This window comes from Pedobacter heparinus, from assembly GCF_032678725.1.
Taxonomy (GTDB): Bacteria; Bacteroidota; Bacteroidia; order Sphingobacteriales; family Sphingobacteriaceae; genus Pedobacter; species Pedobacter heparinus_A.
The window spans coordinates 1-14,686 of record NZ_JAVTSC010000016.1; the positions used below are offsets into that span (position 1 = coordinate 1).

At 41.5% G+C, this 14,686-nt stretch carries 20 protein-coding genes, 1 tRNA gene and 1 pseudogene; 5 read left to right on the plus strand and 17 right to left on the minus strand.

Going from position 1 to position 14,686, the window contains the following annotated elements; translation table 11 throughout:
* The 5 genes and pseudogenes from R2Q85_RS20640 to R2Q85_RS20660 all read right to left on the minus strand — a co-directional run.
* A pseudogene (locus R2Q85_RS20640) lies at window positions 1-211 on the minus strand (hypothetical protein); the annotation flags it as partial.
* A 51-nt stretch (window positions 212-262) separates the two neighbouring features.
* The gene (locus tag R2Q85_RS20645; RefSeq protein ID WP_316813693.1) at window positions 263-2,482 is read right to left on the minus strand and encodes an ATP-binding protein; all 2,220 of its coding nucleotides are present in this window, start codon (window positions 2,480-2,482) and stop codon (window positions 263-265) included.
* A 107-nt stretch (window positions 2,483-2,589) separates the two neighbouring features.
* Window positions 2,590-3,096: a cupin domain-containing protein gene (locus R2Q85_RS20650; protein ID WP_316813694.1), complete on the minus strand. Its 507-nt coding sequence runs from the start codon at window positions 3,094-3,096 to the stop codon at window positions 2,590-2,592.
* A gap of 42 nt (window positions 3,097-3,138) precedes the next feature.
* Window positions 3,139-4,332, minus strand: coding sequence for an aldo/keto reductase (locus tag R2Q85_RS20655; protein ID WP_316813695.1), 1,194 nt, complete (start codon window positions 4,330-4,332; stop codon window positions 3,139-3,141).
* Window positions 4,333-4,351: 19 nt separating this feature from the next.
* Window positions 4,352-4,537 (minus strand): hypothetical protein, encoded by a 186-nt coding sequence (locus R2Q85_RS20660; protein ID WP_316813696.1) that lies wholly within the window; start codon window positions 4,535-4,537, stop codon window positions 4,352-4,354.
* Window positions 4,538-4,577: 40 nt separating this feature from the next.
* Between R2Q85_RS20660 and R2Q85_RS20665 the strand changes: the two genes are divergently transcribed.
* Both R2Q85_RS20665 and R2Q85_RS20670 read left to right on the plus strand, forming a co-directional pair.
* Window positions 4,578-4,718, plus strand: coding sequence for a hypothetical protein (locus R2Q85_RS20665; protein ID WP_316813697.1), 141 nt, complete (start codon window positions 4,578-4,580; stop codon window positions 4,716-4,718).
* Between the two features lie 33 nt (window positions 4,719-4,751).
* Complete coding sequence (locus R2Q85_RS20670) at window positions 4,752-5,474, plus strand: helix-turn-helix transcriptional regulator (protein WP_316813698.1); 723 nt, start codon at window positions 4,752-4,754, stop codon at window positions 5,472-5,474.
* An 88-nt stretch (window positions 5,475-5,562) separates the two neighbouring features.
* Here the strand turns inward: R2Q85_RS20670 and R2Q85_RS20675 are convergent, their stop codons facing one another.
* On the minus strand, window positions 5,563-6,003 hold the full coding sequence (locus R2Q85_RS20675; protein ID WP_316813699.1) for a DoxX family membrane protein: 441 nt from the start codon (window positions 6,001-6,003) through the stop codon (window positions 5,563-5,565).
* 126 nt (window positions 6,004-6,129) lie between these two features.
* Here R2Q85_RS20675 and R2Q85_RS20680 point away from each other — a divergent pair, with 126 nt between their 5' ends.
* Window positions 6,130-6,510, plus strand: a complete 381-nt coding sequence (locus tag R2Q85_RS20680) for a PD-(D/E)XK nuclease family transposase (RefSeq protein ID WP_316813838.1) — start codon at window positions 6,130-6,132, stop codon at window positions 6,508-6,510.
* A 169-nt stretch (window positions 6,511-6,679) separates the two neighbouring features.
* Here R2Q85_RS20680 and R2Q85_RS20685 read toward each other — a convergent pair whose 3' ends face one another.
* Window positions 6,680-7,024 carry a hypothetical protein gene (locus R2Q85_RS20685; protein WP_316813700.1) on the minus strand — a complete coding sequence of 115 codons (345 nt, stop codon included), beginning with the start codon at window positions 7,022-7,024 and terminating at the stop codon, window positions 6,680-6,682.
* A 413-nt stretch (window positions 7,025-7,437) separates the two neighbouring features.
* Complete coding sequence (locus R2Q85_RS20690) at window positions 7,438-8,631, minus strand: helix-turn-helix domain-containing protein (protein WP_316813701.1); 1,194 nt, start codon at window positions 8,629-8,631, stop codon at window positions 7,438-7,440.
* A 126-nt stretch (window positions 8,632-8,757) separates the two neighbouring features.
* Between R2Q85_RS20690 and R2Q85_RS20695 the strand changes: the two genes are divergently transcribed.
* Complete coding sequence (locus R2Q85_RS20695) at window positions 8,758-9,519, plus strand: hypothetical protein (protein ID WP_316813702.1); 762 nt, start codon at window positions 8,758-8,760, stop codon at window positions 9,517-9,519.
* Window positions 9,520-9,560: 41 nt separating this feature from the next.
* Window positions 9,561-10,079, plus strand: a complete 519-nt coding sequence (locus R2Q85_RS20700) for an outer membrane beta-barrel protein (RefSeq protein WP_316813703.1) — start codon at window positions 9,561-9,563, stop codon at window positions 10,077-10,079.
* Window positions 10,080-10,271: 192 nt separating this feature from the next.
* Here R2Q85_RS20700 and R2Q85_RS20705 read toward each other — a convergent pair whose 3' ends face one another.
* The 9 genes from R2Q85_RS20705 to R2Q85_RS20745 all read right to left on the minus strand — a co-directional run bounded on the left by R2Q85_RS20705 (window position 10,272) and on the right by R2Q85_RS20745 (window position 14,666).
* Window positions 10,272-10,925 (minus strand): DUF4142 domain-containing protein, encoded by a 654-nt coding sequence (locus R2Q85_RS20705; protein ID WP_316813704.1) that lies wholly within the window; start codon window positions 10,923-10,925, stop codon window positions 10,272-10,274.
* A 324-nt stretch (window positions 10,926-11,249) separates the two neighbouring features.
* Window positions 11,250-12,146 carry an SDR family oxidoreductase gene (locus R2Q85_RS20710; RefSeq protein WP_316813705.1) on the minus strand — a complete coding sequence of 299 codons (897 nt, stop codon included), beginning with the start codon at window positions 12,144-12,146 and terminating at the stop codon, window positions 11,250-11,252.
* 99 nt (window positions 12,147-12,245) lie between these two features.
* Window positions 12,246-12,503 carry an SAM-dependent methyltransferase gene (locus R2Q85_RS20715; protein ID WP_316813706.1) on the minus strand — a complete coding sequence of 86 codons (258 nt, stop codon included), beginning with the start codon at window positions 12,501-12,503 and terminating at the stop codon, window positions 12,246-12,248.
* 9 nt (window positions 12,504-12,512) lie between these two features.
* Window positions 12,513-12,686, minus strand: coding sequence for a DUF6496 domain-containing protein (locus tag R2Q85_RS20720; RefSeq protein WP_316813707.1), 174 nt, complete (start codon window positions 12,684-12,686; stop codon window positions 12,513-12,515).
* A gap of 37 nt (window positions 12,687-12,723) precedes the next feature.
* Window positions 12,724-12,864 carry a hypothetical protein gene (locus R2Q85_RS20725; RefSeq protein WP_316813708.1) on the minus strand — a complete coding sequence of 47 codons (141 nt, stop codon included), beginning with the start codon at window positions 12,862-12,864 and terminating at the stop codon, window positions 12,724-12,726.
* A gap of 32 nt (window positions 12,865-12,896) precedes the next feature.
* Complete coding sequence (locus R2Q85_RS20730) at window positions 12,897-13,676, minus strand: PRC-barrel domain-containing protein (RefSeq protein WP_316813709.1); 780 nt, start codon at window positions 13,674-13,676, stop codon at window positions 12,897-12,899.
* 27 nt (window positions 13,677-13,703) lie between these two features.
* Window positions 13,704-13,871 (minus strand): hypothetical protein, encoded by a 168-nt coding sequence (locus R2Q85_RS20735; RefSeq protein ID WP_316813710.1) that lies wholly within the window; start codon window positions 13,869-13,871, stop codon window positions 13,704-13,706.
* A gap of 23 nt (window positions 13,872-13,894) precedes the next feature.
* Window positions 13,895-14,224 (minus strand): four-helix bundle copper-binding protein, encoded by a 330-nt coding sequence (locus R2Q85_RS20740; RefSeq protein WP_316813711.1) that lies wholly within the window; start codon window positions 14,222-14,224, stop codon window positions 13,895-13,897.
* Window positions 14,225-14,592: 368 nt separating this feature from the next.
* Window positions 14,593-14,666, minus strand: a tRNA-Arg gene (locus R2Q85_RS20745).
* Between the last annotated feature and the right edge of the window lie 20 nt (window positions 14,667-14,686).

The window sequence follows — 14,686 nt, forward strand, 5'->3', positions numbered from 1 at the left end:
AATCCAGATCAAAAGGCTTTCTGATATAATCGTCAAATCCACCCTCCCCATAAAGCCTGTCAATATTATAATTACAGCTCAAGGCAATAACCGGCAGGTGCGGATAACGCGATTTGATCCGGTAGCAGATCTGTTTGGCATCCTCGCCATTTAAACGGTAGTCCAGCATCACCACATGCGTTAAAGACAACCACGATAATCGAAATAACACACATGGACAATAACGGTATAATTGATGTTCAGGTAACCATATTATGACAGGCTATTTATTAAAGCTGACAAAAAATGCAGATCCCAGGTTTAATTCACTTTCCACCCATATACGGCCTTTGTGTTTTTCGACTATTCTTTTAACAATAGCCAGTCCAACCCCAGAGCCCTCAATATCTTTAACATTATCCATCCTGTTAAACAGCCCAAATACTTTAGACAGATCACGGGGTGCAATACCAAGCCCATTGTCTTTTACCGCATAACAGATATCCACATCGTTTATAATTCCTTCAATATGCACATGGGCGGCTTCTGTGTGAATGGAATATTTTACCGCGTTGCTGATCAGGTTCGAAAATATCTGCATCATCATCGTCGGATCTCCTTTGAGCTCCGGCGTTTCTCCGATCGTTATTTTTAAGTTCTGAGTTTCGTATACCAGTTCCAGGTCTTTAATAATATCCTCAATCAGTGCGCCGCAGTCTATACTGAGGTAATTGATTTCTGATCTGCCAATCCTTGAATAGTCCAGCACTGCGTGGATCATCAGTTTCATCTGATCTGCACGATCGGATATCCTTCCCAGGAGCATCCTGTCCCGCTCAGCAAATTCCTGGTTTCTTGCCAGAAGCTGGGCATAACTTTTTATCGCTGCTATCGGGTTTTTAAGGTCATGGGATATGGTATAGCTGAAAGTATCCAGTTCATCGTAGGCCTGTTGTAATTTTTCATTCAATAGCCGCACAACCCCTGCCTTTTGCTGAATCGAATAGCTGATCTCGGTCTTTAAACGGACCATAGAATTGATTTCTTCTGTGCTCCAGCCCACTGATGTTGCCCGCACTGTTTCCGACCATTCCTGAAAAGAATTTCTTGGAGAGATTTGCATTAAACCATCAGGGTTTACCGATACCGTTTTTTCAGGATTTCCTGCCCAGGTAATATACTGAAGTTGCTCCGGCTTGAAATAAATCACATACTCTCCCAGTTCCCTTGAGATAACAACCACCATGATACCGCTTGCAATGATGCAGTAGTCAATTGCAGCCGGATACACTGAAGAAAGATTGCTCAAATGGTATATAGGCTTATCGTTATGTTCTTTCAGCCATCCCACTAACCCGGTCAGCTGTTCATCATCAGGGGTAATGCCCAGTTTTACCATACTCTTTTCATAAACCAATACGGCCCCGCTTGCATGTACAATATCCAGCAGGTTAACCTGATGCCTGGTAAGCGCCTCCTCAATACCTACACTTTCCTGTAATTGCTTGGTCAGTTTATCAAGATGATCATTGAACACCTCCTGGGTTTGCTGATGTATTTCTTCCTTCCTGAACTCCAGGGCAGATGATAGAATTTGTCCCAGTAATTTTGAAGATTCCCTGGACAGGTAATCAATAAATTTTGGTGTATAATTATGACAGGCTATTAACCCCCATAGTTCATTCTTAACCAATAATGAGATACTGAAGCTCGATGCCACTCCCATATTTTTAAGGTATTGAATGTGCACCGGCGAAACAGCCCTGAGCTGTGAATTGCTTAGATCCAGAAACTGTTGACCATTAAAAGCAGATGTTAAAATCTGTGATGTTATTGCATTGGTATCGGCGATAATACGTGTCAGGTTCCTTTTGTATAGTTCCCTTGCTTGTTTTGGTATATCTGAGGCAGGGTAATGCAGTCCAAACCAGGGATCCAGATCATCATTTTTAGCTTCCGATACCACCTCACCGTGGCCATCTTCTGCAAACCGGTATACCATAACCCTGTCGTAATTTATGGTATTTTTAACCTGCAAAGCGGTATTATCCAGCAGACTTTGAAGATTCTTGTCTGCCAGCATCTTAGAAATAGCATGGCCCATCATTTTCTGGACATCGTACAGGGCATTTGCAAAAGCAGGTTCAAATTCCAGCAAATAATAGTCAGCAGCCGTCGAAATAATCAGGTAATAAGCTTTGCCGAAGATCTCCATCTTAAATGGGTTAGCCTGTTCAAAGCTTTTATTAACTTTACCAAGGCTAAGCATATTGGTGATAGATCCAGACGGATAGTCAATGCCCAGCAGTATCTCCACGTATTGAAGGGGGCATCCAATCAGCGCCGAAGACGATTCCCGAAGCAAATCGTCTATATTATCACTACAATGACTAACATTACTGTTCTGGTCGAGTACAATTAAAAAACCGTGTGATTGTATCTGGCCTGGAATATGGATAGGTTCACGGTCGCAGTTGCTGAGGTCAACCTTAAATTCTGACATGATTTTTTTGGTGTTTAATCAAATATGCAGTAATTAATCGGCTTTATAGATATTATTAATAATCAACAGGTTATAACTCATCTAATCCCGATTTGCAGTTCATCTGTTTATTTTTTATTGACCTCATTATAGTCCGCATCTGTTACAGGTTGTAGCCAGGTCACATTTTCTTCTCCCTTGTAATTGGTAATGGCAATATGTACCATCTTACTGTCAGCTGCTGCTCCGTGCCAATGCTCCAGGTTTTCGGGGATGTTTACAACATCGCCTTTTTTGATGGACTGTGCAGGCTTTCCCTTTTCCTGATACCAGCCTTTACCCTCGGTAACAATCAGTACCTGACCCTTGGGATGGGTATGCCAGATTGTTCTTACACCTGGCTCAAAGGTTACACTGCCGAGTGCGAAATCATTGTTTTTGTCTTTTGCTAATAATGGTTGCAGAAAAGCGTTTCCGGTAAACCATTCTTTGGGTAGGCTGTCGCCTTTCGGAAAAAGCGAAATGTTATTTTCTTCTTGCATTGCTTCTGTTTTTTTATTGTTGTTACAAGCTGACATTGCCAATGCGATACATACAGACAACATCATCAGTTTTAGATTTTTGAAAATTTCCATTGATCATATTTTTATGAATAACGCTCATAGAACCTTATCCGGTTATTTTTCCACCTGTTTTTGTTCTGAAGCCGGGTAACGGTCGCCAACGATGGTAATCTTTGCCACTGCTGTTTCAAGCTCTTTCCATTCCTGTCCGGTAAATGTAAAATCCAAAGTCCTCAGGTTTTCTTCCAGATGTGATAGCTTGGTAGTTCCCGGAATAGGGACAATAAATGGTGCTTTTTGAAGCAGCCACCCTAATGCTACCTGTGCTATAGTGATACCTCTTGTGCGCCCGAACTTGTTCAGTTCTTCCACAATTTTAAGGTTAGCCCGTATGGCTTCAGGAGTAAACCGGGGCAGGATGTTACGGTTGTCGTTGCCGGAATTAAAGCTGGTGTATTCGTTAATGGCACCAGTCAGGAATCCCCGATTTAGTGGGCTGTAGGGTACAAAACCGATACCCAATTCCTGACATACAGGCAATACTTCTTTTTCTACTTCACGCCACATCATGTGGTATTCACTTTGTATGGCCGTAACAGGTTGTACGGCATGTGCCTTACGGATGGTATCTGCACCGACCTCGCAAAGCCCAAAATGTTTTACCTTGCCTTCGGCTATCAGGTCCTTTACTGTTCCCGCTACATCTTCAATAGGTACATTGGGGTCTAAACGGTGTTGGTACAGCAATTCTATTACATCAACCTTCAGGCGTTTCAAGGATGCTTCCACCATTTCACGAATGCGTTCGGGTTTACTATTGGGGCCAGCTGGCCTCTCGTTTATTTTATTTCCGGCATAGTTGAAGCCGAATTTTGTGGTAACAGCAATCTTGCCCTTAAACTCGGCAAGTGCCTTGCCCGCCAGTTCTTCATTGACGAACGGCCCATAAGTTTCTGCCGTATCAAACAGGGTAACGCCACGCTCCACTACTTGGCGGGCAAGTTTTATCATCGCTTTTTCATCGGGATGCACACCACGGTGATAATTCATTCCCATGATACCAAAGCCCAGTGCCGAAACTTCCATGGCGGCACTACCTTTCCCTAACGTGCGGTATTTTGAAATAAAAGGCATATGATTTCCATTTTGACTTTCGTTTGAAGTTGTTGTTTTTTGTTCTGTGCAGCTTTGTACCAGTACGGCAGGAACACAGGCAGTCGCTCCAAAAAGGGCGGCACCCTTTAAAAAATCGCGACGACTGGACGGATTGCTGTTTTGCTCGTTTTGAAGTTCTTTTTTATTATCCATATCTGTATTTTTTTGTCTATTAAGCTTCTGCAAAAGTCTTTGCAGTGGCAAATCCAATACCCTGAGCTGTTCCTGTAATAAGAACAACTTTATCTTCCATGTGTTTCATCACACAAAGTTCGTCAGACGGTGGCATAGACACTTTATACAGAATACAGGTATTTTTACCACTTTTACTGATTTCACTTATGATTTGGGTTGCCACCAGTTAGGTTTATTAATTTTGTGGAGTAATATTAAAAATAATGGAACAGGTTGACAGGATAGACACGGTTAAAGCATATAACAACTATTTAAAAGTTGATACTTTGCACCCCTTGGTGAGTGTGGTTAATTTTGATGAAGTGCCCGCCATCCAATACTACAGGTATTACATGGGTATTTAAGCGGTATTTTTAAAAGACATCAATTGTGGCGATATGGTATATGGTTGTCAGCACTACGATTACGATGAGGGCACACTGGTATTTATTGCTCCAGGGCAGGTATACGGTGTGAACAGTAACGGGAAACTGATGAAACCTACCGGATATGCCCTGGTTTTTCATCCCGATCTAATAAAGGGTACAAACCTGGCTAAGACGATTAAGGACTATTCTTTCTTTTCTTACGAGGTGAACGAAGCCCTGCATTTATCAAAAAAGGAACGGAAAACCATTGTGGACTGTCTGGAGAAGATTTCTACAGAAATAGAAATGAATATGGACCAACACAGCAAAACACTCATTGTATCAAATATCGAACTGTTCCTGAATTATTGTATGCGTTATTATGACCGCCAGTTTATCACCCGGAGTAATGTAAATAAGGATGTTCTGGTACGGTTTGAGAATTTGCTGAATGATTACTTTAGATCGGATAAGGCACAGATCTTAGGCTTGCCAAGTGTAGCCTGGTGCGCAGAACAGCTATACCTATCTCCGAATTATTTTGGTGACCTGATTAAAAAAGAAACAGGTCATACCGCACAAGATTATATCCAGACCAAGTTGATCGATGAGGCTAAAGATAGGATATTTGATCCCTCAAAATCCATTAATGATATAGCAGGTGAATTGGGCTTCAAGTACCAGCAACATTTTACCAGGTTGTTTAAGCAAAAAACCGGGATGACGCCGAATGAATATCGGAATTTGAATTGATAAACCACAAAAGCACAAGTCCAATACAAAAAATAGAGACATCCGAATTGCAACATTGATATGTAATTAAAAGGTTGCTTATTAAAGATCATTTATGCCCCGGGGATTTACGGATCAGCTGCTTCAACGCACCGGTTGACCATAATGCCAAAAATATGAGCACAGGCTGGAAGAAAAGCCGTATCAAACGTTTGGTATCCGTATCCAGACCAAATGCATCCCGGTGCTCGGTGTACTGCGCGATGTTGCCAGGAAAGACCAGTACATAAAAAATAGCAAGAGTAATACCAATCTTTATTCGTTGCTTGCGCCAAAAGATCATCGCAACTCCCAGTAAAATTTCTATCATTCCCGAAAGGATGACCACAAGATCTTTGTTCAGGGAAATCCAGTCCGGAACCTGTGACTGGAATTCCTGCCGCTGAATGCTGAGGTGGCCGATACCTGCCAAGATCATAAAAAGACCCAGGATAATCCTTGTGAGGTTTTGGATGGTAGAAGTAGAGGCAGATTCATTTGTATTGATCATTGTAACTTAACAAACTAAAAGCATGTTTGTTATATTCATAAAATCCTAAACGGGGTTCGTGTAGTGAGCCTGATATTTGATCACCAAATTAAATTTCGAGAACCCTCAAAAATTTAGTTAAATGAGCTGCCTGGCTTCCACAAGACAGCAGATGAGTTAAAAACAGATGAAGACAAATGGCTGTTCTATTTAAAGCATATGGGAGATTTAAAAGATATTCCCGTATCTTTGAGGGAGGATAAGATATTTAAGAAACTGTTTAAAATTGCCGAAGTCAGCAACTTAACACCAGCAGAAATGAATGTATACCAGCAAAGTTTGAAAATAAAACGCGACAATTACAACCATGATCAGTATATTTTACAGCAAGGATTAGAACAAGGTGTTTCAGAAGGCGAGCACAAAAAAGCAATTGAGATGGCTTTAGAAATGCTGGCTGATAATCAACCTATTGAAAAGATTGCTAAATATACTAAGCTATCCATCGAAGAGATCCAATCCCTTTAATACCACCTAACTACCCCCCTCGCTGCCAGCACCCGCATTTGCTGATGTGATTTCGAATGATTCCATGACGCTACAGTTATGCTAAGATAACCGATTAACCATTCAATAGTTTTACCATTTCAAAATATTGTCCGAGGACGCCTTAAATTCCCGCAATGCTGAATTACCTCTAATCCCACATCGTTCCGTTAAGGCCTAAAATCAGACTCATCCAAATGCCCATTAGCAAGCCGATGATACTAAGTACAAAAAGTACATTACCCCGCCAACCGGCAATTTTGCGAAGCGGTTCAGTGATGTCATAGCACAGACCTACCATCGCGCACAAAAGTGGAGTAAGTACCAGAGGTTTGATGCGCCAGTATTTTCCCCACGCCGGGTTTCCATCACCTGCCGCGATTACAAAAAATGCGATAAGTACTAAACCGACTGTCGCGCAAGCCAGCATCCGCCTTCCAAGGAGTTTTGAAAATAGTGGTTTTTTGTTTCCGATTTCTTGAACTGATGTTGTCATAATACCTTAATTTTAAACAAAGATAAAAAACAACTTTGTAATTCAAAGTACTTTTTAATAATTAAGTTTATTAAGTAAATGCCTTCTATATCAATTTGTTAGCTTACCCTTTCAGACTTTCCCATTCCCTTCCTGCAAATTGACCATAATTTTATTCATTGATTACATTTTAGGTTTTTACCCTATATTTTGTAAGGACAAAAGAGTCCATACAAAAAACCGGGTGGAGCTGCAAAAAAATGCAGCTCTTTTATTTTTCTGTTCAATACCCATGGAACCATTAACAACAATCGACCTGCATCAAAGTATCATTAAAAATCCAAACGAAAAACTATGAAAAAAATATTAATGTTACTCACCGCGCCGAGATGGAAAACACTGATAGCAAAACCGGCGTATTATATTTCTTTTATTCATCGCCCTTTAGCTGGTTTCAGTGCATTAAACTCTGACGGAGTTAAGCCGGCATGCTTTTTAAAAGCCCTGTAAAATGTAGTTTTAGAGCCAAAACCGCAACTATACCCTATCCCTTCAATGGTATAATTTAACTGCTCAATTTGCTTCAATTGCTTTTTGGCTTCTTCCACACGAAAAGAATTCACTACATCAAAAAAGCTTTTGTTGTAATATCTGTTGATAACCTCCGAAAGTACGTGAGGTGATAGTTTCAAGGCTTCGGCCATTTGCTTTAAGGATAGTGTCTGGTCGTACAACAGATTATTCGATACCAGGAAAATCTCTACAGAATGTCCGTATTCCTCTACCTGGTTACTGCTCAATGATGATTTTGTATACCGCTCAGCCTGCTGTATTTCCAGGCTAATGGCATTTGTTTGATCCTGTCCCTGTACCCGGATTGGTTCCGGCATCAATCCACCAGAAAAAACTGTAGAATAGTTCAATGATTTATAAACGATGATGAAATAAATAAATGTGCTAAAATAAGCCACTGCCAGCTGACTAAAATGCGTGTCCGCAATCAAAATACTTACCGGGGCGATCACACAGGCAAAAATCATCAGTGCAATGATCAGATCTTTCAGCCAGCCCAACTGTATCTTCTCAATATTAGAATAAGACTCCCTGATGCGGGTTGCATGGCGGTTCAGCACTTTAATAGAGGCGACAAGATAAAACAGGAAGTAGCCAAGCATGCCCATAAGCAGCATTAGATTGATCAAAGTATAGCGGGTAGCCAGATCGTCTGACCTATAATAATATTCATGCAGCTGTGCGCCGCTTTTAGTAAATAATAAATAGAAAAAATGAACCAGCGCAGGAACCAACACTATTATATGCGGTTTCATTTTTTTAAACAGCTGGTTTTCTCCGGTAAGTGATCTTACATAAAAATAAAAAAGCGGACCGAGTGTACTCAGTACAACGCCCATTATGGGATCCAGAAAAGGTACGTAACTGATATAGCCCACCTGCAGCAGGAGATGCTGAATGTGTATAGCGGAAAATCCAAAAAGAAATGTTGCCAGTAAAAAATCTGGAAATCTTTTTTGTTTTTTAAGAACCAGAAACAGGCAAAGCAGCCATAAATGAAGGCAACAAAATAGCGACAGATAAAATGAGAAATCAAGATGCTGGCTATTAGTCATATGCAATACTAATTATAAATTCCCGTATCCCCTAAAAACTAGTTCCACTTTATAAGATGGCACGTTAAAGCATTTTTTTCTGCGGTTGTTTGTTCCGGCAAATGAATGCCAGGTAACTATAAACGTATGAACAGAATTTACAAAAACACATCAGTATTACTCCTGTTAATGATCGCGGCAGCCAGCTTAACAGGCTGCAAAAAAGACAAAAAAACAGAAGAACCAGGGTTTACCTGCTCAACTTGTAAAGATGTACCCGATGCAAAAGCAGAGTACAACAGCAATAGCAAAGGAATTTACAAAGGGATTGTTGTCGGATCAACGGGCACCCTTTTTATCGATATTATGAACAGCGGTACAGTCATGAAAGCCACCATGGTATTGGATGGGATTACCGTTAATTTTACCACCGTTTCGGTATGGACTTCTGGCCAGCCTCTGGTGACAGATTTTACCGCTACTGCAAATTCACAGGTTTATTCATTCAGGTTTAGTGTTGATGCAGTTGGTGGCAATGCTACCACCAGTTCATTAACCATTCCGGGGCATACTATAATTTCCTTTCAGCTCATCAAAGAAACATCAGACAATCTGGTTAAATGTTATGAGGGCAGTACGGTAGGTAAGAAAGATTCCGGTGCAGCCCAGGCAGGTAGCCTTAATGTGGTCATTTCTTCAAAAACCAATACCTGGACAGCACTTTCAAAAGACAAACTCAGTACTTCAGGTGGGATCAACTTTGTAGCCGGGACAATTACCGGCAATACTTTGAACTGTAATTGCGGCCCAACCACTACAGTGACCGGCGTGTTAGATAACGACGAGATCATAGGAACCTATAAAGGCAGTGACAACAGTGGAACCTGGAACGCCAAAAGAACACTTTAAAAACAGCAATTAACCAAATATAAATCATAACAAACAAGGCAATGAAAAGAACATTTACATTAATCATATTATTAAGCGTGGCTACATTTATAGCCAATGCACAGGAAAGTTTCAGAAAATTCAGATTGGGCATAGGCGTCGAAGGGAATCTCCCGGGATCAGGCCTTAAAGATGCCTATTCTTTTGGTACGGGTTTAACATTGCGTGCGCAGTATAATGTAACAAAAGAAATCGGCATAACCCTTACTTCAGGAGCCATTGCCTTTATCCCTAAAGACATCAGGGGTTCAAGTGCTAAAGCAGCGCTGGATATCCCGGTTAAGGTTGGTGGCAAATATATGATTACAGATAATTTTTATGCCATAGGAGAAATTGGTTTTAGTTCTCTGCGCGTATTTTACAAGGACGCAGATGATAAAATACAGAGGAGTCCGGCAAGCAGTTCATTTACATATGCGCCAGGTGTTGGCATCCAGCTGGGATTTTTAGATATTGGAATAAGGTATGAAGCTTTTGAAAATGCGAATTTTATTGGCGCACGTGTGGGCATTAATTTTTAAGATCTTCAGGTGGTTTTTTAAATAGGCAAATCACAAAAGTTTTAAACATTTAGCTTAAGGCTAATTAAATTTATAAAATTTAATTAGCCTTAAAGAATTTGCTAAAAATTCATGTTACACCCTCTATTTTGTAAGGCTGGATAAAAGCCATGAAAAAACAGGGCATGACTTCATTTAACTAAGTTGAATTGCTTAATTCCTTTCTGTTTTCGCAGGGCTCAAACCCAATACATCATCGCCATTGTTTGCATTTGTGATATTTAATCGCTTACCAATTTCTACTGCACTTTGATGATGCGCTTTGATAATGGGAAGCGTTTTAGCGGCAAAGGCTTTTAATTCCGGATCGGCCAGATGACCGCCTTCAGTAAAGAGTTGAACAGTCTTTTCATGGTCACCAATCATCATACGCATGTACTGTACATCAAATGCCCGGTCGGCTAATGTGTTCATTTCAGCTAGATGCCCCGCTTGTTTTTCAGGCAGAGTCTTGGTTAATTCAATCCCTTTTCTACTGGCAATCATTTCCAGCTCATGGTTAGCCATGCGGTGGTCCTTCAGCATAAGCCCGGCAAAATCTTTTACCACTTTATCTTTACTTTTTTTGAGTGCCAGCCCTGCAGCCTCCACTTCCATCATCCCTCCGGTTGCAGCATTTAACACAAAGGCCTTTGCCTTATTATCCAGGTCTGCAGTGGTAGAAACCTGCCCTACATTTTTGGCGATATCACTTATCGAATCGCCCATTTGTGTTGCTGCATTAGTTCCACTACGGTCCGCATTGCCGCAGGACTGCAGGCCGATCAGTAAACAAACAGGTAATAAATTTTTCAAGTAAATTTTCATAGCTCAATGTTTATGTGTCAAATAACAACTGTTAACTCAAATGGTTTCTGCTGATTGACTTTTCTAAGCTGGTAATACATCCTACTTGCACCGACCATGAACCGAATATACGCTAACCTTACGGGCCAATGGCAGGAGTATGTCTCGTCGTGAATAGGCTATACACACAAAGGTTGAGATCATCTTCTATTAGCAGAATTCTGGAGCGACGGAATTTTACTGACAGCAAGACGAAAAACAACGTGAAAAGATCATCACCCCTTAAAGAAAAGCGCAAACCATCCATTGCCGTTTTATCAGAATGCATTTTTCAAGAAACATTGCTTAAATAGTAATCCGTCCTCCGGTAACAGGTATAGTAGCCCCTGCGATATAGCTCGCATCCTGGGAAGCCAGGAACACATATGCCGGTGCCACTTCCGCAGGTTGCCCTGCCCTTTTCATTGGCGTATCCTTACCGAATTCTTCATGTTTTGGTATAGTAGAAGGTATTAGCGGCGTCCAGATTGGCCCCGGCGCTACCGCATTTACCCGAATGCCTTTACCATCCATTAGCAGGATCTGGCTTAAATTGGCCGTAAAATTCTGAATAGCACCCTTTGTAGCCGCATAGGGAAGTAACTGCTCACTTGGCGAATAAGCATTTACTGAAGTGGTATTAATAATACTACTACCAGGTTTAAGATGAGGCTCAGCAGCTTTACATAAATAGAACATCGCAGTGATATTTGTGCGGAAAGTCCGGTCCCATTCTTCAGATGGAATATCAGCCATTGTTTCTCTTGCCATCTGGAATGCGGCATTATTGACCAGAATATCCAGTCCACCGAATTCTTTTATCGCCGTATCGATAATGTGTTTGCAATGGGCTTCATCCTGTATATCGCCTTTTACTAAAATTGCTTTCCTGCCAGCCGCTTCCACCAGCTCCGCAGTGGTATTTGCATCCTCATCTTCAGTATCATCAAGATAGCTGATCAAAACATCTGCTCCTTCCCTGGCAAAAGCAATCGCCACCGCACGGCCTATCCCGGAATCGCCGCCGGTAATAACTGCCTTTTTTCCCTCTAGTTTACCACTCCCCCTATAGGACTCTTCTCCATGATCTGCTTGTGGACGAAGCCGAGACTCGGTTCCCGGAGCTGGTTGATCCTGCTTTAAAAAAGGCGGTTTAGGATATTTTTCTGCTGGGTTCTCTGAGGTGTTCTGTTGATTTTCCATAGTAGTTATTTAAATTGAAGTCGGTATAGTATTGAGCGTCAATTTTCATCATGAATCTGTTGTATAGATTTTAATTCAATATCACCAGGCATTAACTATTCAGTTAACAAAAAGTTTTAAATCGTTTAAAAAACCTCCCCAATAACTCAGCGCAGAAAAATTCACATGAGTGGTCATATCCTGTTCCCCGATATGCGTATAAAAAGAATCATTCACCGAATGTTTGTAATAACAAATCAGCGTTCCCTGGCTCCTGCCCGCCTTATACATATCCGGATTCCTGCAAACGTAATCAATGGTGATCACATAGCCTCTTTTTAAATGAATGAAGACAACTTCGTTTAAATAAAATGCCAAGATTTCTTCTTATTTCTTCTTAGGAACCTTAGCACCTTCTTTTCTTGCCTCAGATAATCCTATTGCAACAGCCTGTTTTTTGGAAGTTACCTTTTTGCCGCTTCCTGACTTGAGTTTGCCTTCTTTCATCTCGTGCATCGTTTTTTCTACTTTCTCGGATGCTTTTTCAGAATACTTTGCCATAATATTAAATTTAGGGTTATCGATTACTCCTGAGATTTTAAATCTCAAACTTGTTGCTGGATTTGCTAATGGCTTTGGAGGCTATCCTTCTCTGCTTTCCCCAATCCCGGTCTTCCCTAAAATCCTCATCAGCATGAAAAAAGTAGCCCGGATTGCCTTTTTCGCCAGGCTTTTCCATTTTAATCCGTTTATTTATTCTGCCCGTGGTTTTCATCTTACAATCGAATTTTGATGGCCTTTGATTGATTTTCCATAATAATTATGGAGCTTTTCCCGGTAAGCTTCCTGCAATGGAACGTCCGAATCATATTCAGGACTATGTTTTACCGCATCAATGGGAAGATCAATATAAACAGTGCTGTCCTCCCATTTCACCTGTTTGATCCATTCAGGGGAAAGGATGACCTTCTTTCCAGCAAACCAGTTACCAGTGGCTACGATCAGGTAATCAATCTTCCATGTCTGAGTATTGAGGATAAAATCCTCCACCTCGCCTATTTTACCATCGCTAGCGTGAATATGGTAACCCCGGATTTCCTCGGTACTGCGCAAATGCGGGTCTGCGCCCTCGTTTTCCAGATGTTGCTCAGCAATGGCTTCTTCAAAAGGAACTCTTGAATCCACCATTCCCGACATCCCCATTCCTCCATAAAATCCTGCTCCTGCAGCCCCGTAATAAGGCCAGGCATAGTGATTGTATAACTCAATTTCATGCTGGCGGGAAACGGTTTTCTCGGTATCAATATCAGGACTGTCCTGTACCTGCTGTTTGTTCAGGTTTACAGAAAACACTTTATTTACCCAATCTGTTTGCCCCAGGGCAAACGGGGAAAGCAGCACTTTACGTCCAGATAACCAACCTCCGGTTTTCACCACTAAATACCGTATGGTCCAGGTCTGATCGTCAAAATAAAAGTCCTTTACCTTTCCGATTTCTCCATCAGTTGCACCAATTGTGAAGCCTGACAGACTTTTTACATTGTGTTGCATAACTAGTCGATTTAAGTAGTTAATTGCTCATTTACCCTCCATGGATTTACGCTGACGTTCTTCCGCCTGTTTTACTTCGTCTTTTTCAGCCAGGGGTTCATCGGTTCTGAGCTTTTTATTTTTAAGCAGATTTGCACTACCCGCTTTGGCCAGTGCTTTGTCGGTACCGTGACCAGGTTTTTCTTGCTTTTTCATCAGTTCTTTCATTTTAAAGTTTCTTAGGCAGCCATTTTTCGGCACTGCTCTGCGCAAAGCAGGCAGGCCTCTGCACATTCCTCGCAATGCTGGGTATTGTGTTTACCGCATTCGGTTCCGCAGGCATCGCAGATCTGCACGCAGATCCTGCATAGCTCTTTTGCCTGGGGACTTCCCAGACTCATGACCTGGGCAGCAGCATAGCAAACTGCCGCGCATTGCATATCCAGCTCAATACAAGCCGCCATCATTTTAACATCTTCTTCTTTGGTGCAGGAACTTGCGCAGTGGTTACAGATCGCCGCACATTGCAGACATGCATCAATGCATGATTTCCATTCATGATATCCCATAACTTTTATATTTAGTGTTAAAAAAACAAGCCTCATCCTGAATTGATTTGATTTTTTGATAAAATGACAAAGCTGTCCTTATGCAGAACCAGAACCATTACTGTCATCTTGTTGAGTGCTGCAACCCGCAGAAAATCCCAGCCAAATGCTTCACTTGAAAGCCAGCTTATTGGGGCATGGAAGTATATTGGTAAACGAGTTGATGCTATTATTCGTGCTGTGTTCAAAGATAATCTTTGCTACGGGGGTGGCATATTTAGAACACCCTACACCGATCCGACATTTAAAGATAAGATATTGATACTCAAAAAGAAAGGACTGCTCGTAAGAGAGCAGTCCTTTAAAATTTCAGAGGATAATCCCCTCTGTACCCCGGAAGGGACTCGAACCCCTGACCCTCGGTTTAGAAAACCGACGCTCTATCCAGCTGAGCTACCGAGGCATTTCCCTCTCAGGAGCGGC

Excerpts from the sequence above, each read along its gene's own strand:
- R2Q85_RS20645 (WP_316813693.1), bottom strand. The coding sequence starts at position 2,482 with ATGTCAGAATTTAAGGTTGACCTCAGCAACTGCGACCGTGAACCTATC.
- R2Q85_RS20650 (WP_316813694.1), bottom strand. The coding sequence starts at position 3,096 with ATGGAAATTTTCAAAAATCTAAAACTGATGATGTTGTCTGTATGTATC.
- R2Q85_RS20655 (WP_316813695.1), bottom strand. The coding sequence starts at position 4,332 with ATGGATAATAAAAAAGAACTTCAAAACGAGCAAAACAGCAATCCGTCC.
- R2Q85_RS20665 (WP_316813697.1), top strand. The coding sequence starts at position 4,578 with ATGGAACAGGTTGACAGGATAGACACGGTTAAAGCATATAACAACTAT.
- R2Q85_RS20670 (WP_316813698.1), top strand. The coding sequence starts at position 4,752 with ATGGTATATGGTTGTCAGCACTACGATTACGATGAGGGCACACTGGTA.
- R2Q85_RS20675 (WP_316813699.1), bottom strand. The coding sequence starts at position 6,003 with ATGATCAATACAAATGAATCTGCCTCTACTTCTACCATCCAAAACCTC.
- R2Q85_RS20685 (WP_316813700.1), bottom strand. The coding sequence starts at position 7,024 with ATGACAACATCAGTTCAAGAAATCGGAAACAAAAAACCACTATTTTCA.
- R2Q85_RS20690 (WP_316813701.1), bottom strand. The coding sequence starts at position 8,631 with ATGACTAATAGCCAGCATCTTGATTTCTCATTTTATCTGTCGCTATTT.
- R2Q85_RS20695 (WP_316813702.1), top strand. The coding sequence starts at position 8,758 with ATGAACAGAATTTACAAAAACACATCAGTATTACTCCTGTTAATGATC.
- R2Q85_RS20700 (WP_316813703.1), top strand. The coding sequence starts at position 9,561 with ATGAAAAGAACATTTACATTAATCATATTATTAAGCGTGGCTACATTT.
- R2Q85_RS20705 (WP_316813704.1), bottom strand. The coding sequence starts at position 10,925 with ATGAAAATTTACTTGAAAAATTTATTACCTGTTTGTTTACTGATCGGC.
- R2Q85_RS20710 (WP_316813705.1), bottom strand. The coding sequence starts at position 12,146 with ATGGAAAATCAACAGAACACCTCAGAGAACCCAGCAGAAAAATATCCT.
- R2Q85_RS20720 (WP_316813707.1), bottom strand. The coding sequence starts at position 12,686 with ATGGCAAAGTATTCTGAAAAAGCATCCGAGAAAGTAGAAAAAACGATG.
- R2Q85_RS20725 (WP_316813708.1), bottom strand. The coding sequence starts at position 12,864 with ATGGAAAAGCCTGGCGAAAAAGGCAATCCGGGCTACTTTTTTCATGCT.
- R2Q85_RS20730 (WP_316813709.1), bottom strand. The coding sequence starts at position 13,676 with ATGCAACACAATGTAAAAAGTCTGTCAGGCTTCACAATTGGTGCAACT.
- R2Q85_RS20735 (WP_316813710.1), bottom strand. The coding sequence starts at position 13,871 with ATGAAAAAGCAAGAAAAACCTGGTCACGGTACCGACAAAGCACTGGCC.
- R2Q85_RS20740 (WP_316813711.1), bottom strand. The coding sequence starts at position 14,224 with ATGGGATATCATGAATGGAAATCATGCATTGATGCATGTCTGCAATGT.